Consider the following 2,674-nt stretch of genomic DNA (forward strand, 5'->3'; position numbering starts at 1 on the left):
CGGGGGGGGGGGGGGCGGGGGGGGGGGGGGGGGGGGGGGGGGGTGGGGGGGGGGGGGGGGGGGGGGGCGCGGGGGGGGGGGGGGGGGGGGGGGGGGGGGGGGGGGGGGTCGGCCCCCGCGGGGCCCGCCCCACCCCCCCCCGCCGGGCGCCTTGGCACGCGAGGACCGTCGGTGGGCTCCGCGCCCTGAGTCGGCGGAGGCAGGAGCCGCCTGCACCGAAAGTCGGCCGAGCCGACTTCCTGCGTCGCCGGGTTGCGCGACAGCGCCTGCGGCGGCGGATGTCGAGCCGTGTGCGGGACGTCGGCCTACTCGACTTCCTGTGTCCGCGGTGTCCGGCCCCGGGTCGTGCGTGAGAAGTCGATCGGCCCGACTTTCGGTGCCCGAGGCGTTTGGCCTGAGGCCCGGCGCGGGAAGTCGATCCGGCCGACTTTCCACGCGGGCGTCGCGGAGCTGGTGGCCCGCGGATGGCCCAGGGTGCTGCACAAGAAGTCGGTCGGGCTGACTTTCCACGCCGGTGGCGCCCGTTCTCGGGTCGTGCGTGAGAAGTCGGTCGGGCCGACTTTCGGTGCCCGAGGTGTTCGGCCCTGGGTCGTGCGCGGGAAATCGGTCGGCCCGATCTTCGCTGTCCGAGGCGCCCGGCCCCGGGTCTGGTGCGGGAAGTCGGTCGGGCCGACTTTCCATGCGGGCGTCGCGGAGTTGGTGGCCCGTGGATGGCCCAGAGTGCTGCACAAGAAGTCGGTCGGGCCGACCTTCGGTGTCCGAGGCGTTCGGCCCTCGGTCGGCCCGACTTTCTGTGCCGGCATCGGTTGCTTGATGGGGTGCGGAGGGCGCAGAGGGCTGCGTGGGAAGTCGGCCCGGCCGACTTTCTGTGTGTGGTGTGCGGTGGCGGGCCATCAGGCGGCTGCTTGTAGGGCGGTGTCGGACAGGGCGGCGCGGTAGTCCGGGTGTGCGAGGAGGGCGGTGTGTGGGGCCAGGGCGCGGAGGCGGCCGTTTTCCAGCCAGGCCACCAGGTTCGCGCGGGCGGCGACGGTGGCGCGGTGGGCGATCACGATGCGGGTGCGGCCGAGGGTGGCGCGGTCGAGTGCCTCGGTGACCTGGTACTCGGTGGCGAGGTCGAGCCCCGACGTCGCGTCGTCCAGCACCACCACCCGCGCCGGCCGGGCCAGCAGTCGGGCCAGCCCGAGGCGTTGCAACTCGCCTCCCGAGAGCCGTAGTTCGTCGAGCGGGGTGTCCCATCCCCGGGGCAGCCGGCGCAGGAAGCCGTCCGCGCGGGCGGCCCCGGCCTCCGCCTCGCCCGCGCCGGCGAGTGCGTCGCGCACCGTGCCGCCGACCAGGGCGGGCCGCTCGAAGGCGTAGCCGACGGCGTTCCGGAGTTCGTCGGGGGCCAGCTCGTCGACCGGGACGCCGTCGATGAGCACCGCGCCCTCGTCGGGGTCGCGCAGTCGTCCGGCGAGGGCGGCCAGCAGGGACTTGCCGGAGCCGGAGCGCCCGACCAGTGCGAGCGTGTGTCCGCCGGGGACGGTGAGGTCGATCGGTCCGAGCAGCACGCGGTCGCCGTCGCGCACCACCGCGCCGCGGAAGGCGAGTTCGCCGGTGCCGCCGACCGGAAGCGTCGCCGCTCCCACGGGTGCGGGCGGGAGCGCGAGCAGGGCGTCGACCCGGGCCCGCCCGGCGCGGGCGTGGGCGACCCCGGCCAGCGATTCGACCTGTTCGAAGAGGCCGGCCCCGAGCGCCGCCCACCCGGCCGCGGCGGCGAGGTCTCCCGGCGCCAGGGCGCCGTCGGCGAGCAGCACGCCCGCCGTCGTCAGGACCGCGATCTCGACCGCGGCGATCAGCAGCGTCGCCTGCCACGCCGTGCGGCGCTGCGCCGTCCACAGCGCGTGCCCGGCCGCGGAGAGGTCGGGCAGCGGCGCCAACACCCGTGCGGCCTCGCGTTCTTCGGCGCCGGCCGCGTGGATGCTGCGCAGCCCGGTGAGTGCGCCCGTGAGGCGCGCGGCGAGCTCCGCCTGCACCTCCTGGTAGCGGGCGAACGCCGAACCGGCGTCGCGCAGGAACAGCCGGATCAGCACCACGCCGGGCACCACCCCGGCGAAGAAGGCCAGCGCCAGCCACGGTGACAGCACCCCGAGGCCGACGATCGCGCCCACCGACGTGAACAGCGCGCCGACCGCGCCGAGCCCGGCGGGCAGCCGCCCGCCCGCGTCGCCGGCCGAGCCCACCAGGCGCGCGGCCAGGTCGCCGGGCGGCGGCCCGCCGCGCAGCCGGCCGCCCGGCCCGAGGTCGAGCAGGTGCCGGACGAGGCGTCCGCGCAGGGCGGCGGTGGCGTCGGCCGCGCCGGCCGGTCCGGCGGCAGCGGCGGTGGCGTTGGCGGCGGCGGCCGTGCCCACGGTGAGGGCGAGCAGCGCGAACGCGCCGGTCGCGGACCGGCCCGCGCCGGCGAGGACGGCGTCGACGGCCCCGGCCAGGGCGGCGGGCAGGGCGAGCGTGGTGGCGGCCTCGACGGGCAGCGCGAGGCCGAGGGCGAGGGTCGGTCCGTCGGGTCGGCGGGGCAAGTGGGCGCTCCTGCAGGAGAGTCGGGGGAAAAGGACGGCGCCGGGGGGGCCCCCCGCCGCGCGCGGCCCCCCGCCCCCGCGCGCCACACGGGCCGCGCCAGACGCGGCCGACAGATAATATT

At 77.9% G+C, this 2,674-nt stretch carries 1 protein-coding gene; it reads right to left on the reverse strand.

All coding sequences use genetic code 11. The features are described from left to right. Positions 1–893: 893 nt before the first annotated feature. Positions 894–2,552, reverse strand: a complete 1,659-nt coding sequence (locus ACFV4G_RS23300; protein ID WP_380443390.1) for an ATP-binding cassette domain-containing protein — start codon at positions 2,550–2,552, stop codon at positions 894–896. Positions 2,553–2,674 lie beyond the last annotated feature (122 nt).

Origin of the sequence: Kitasatospora sp. NPDC059747 (genome assembly GCF_042732955.1) — a bacterium.
Lineage (GTDB): Bacteria > Actinomycetota > Actinomycetes > Streptomycetales > Streptomycetaceae > Kitasatospora.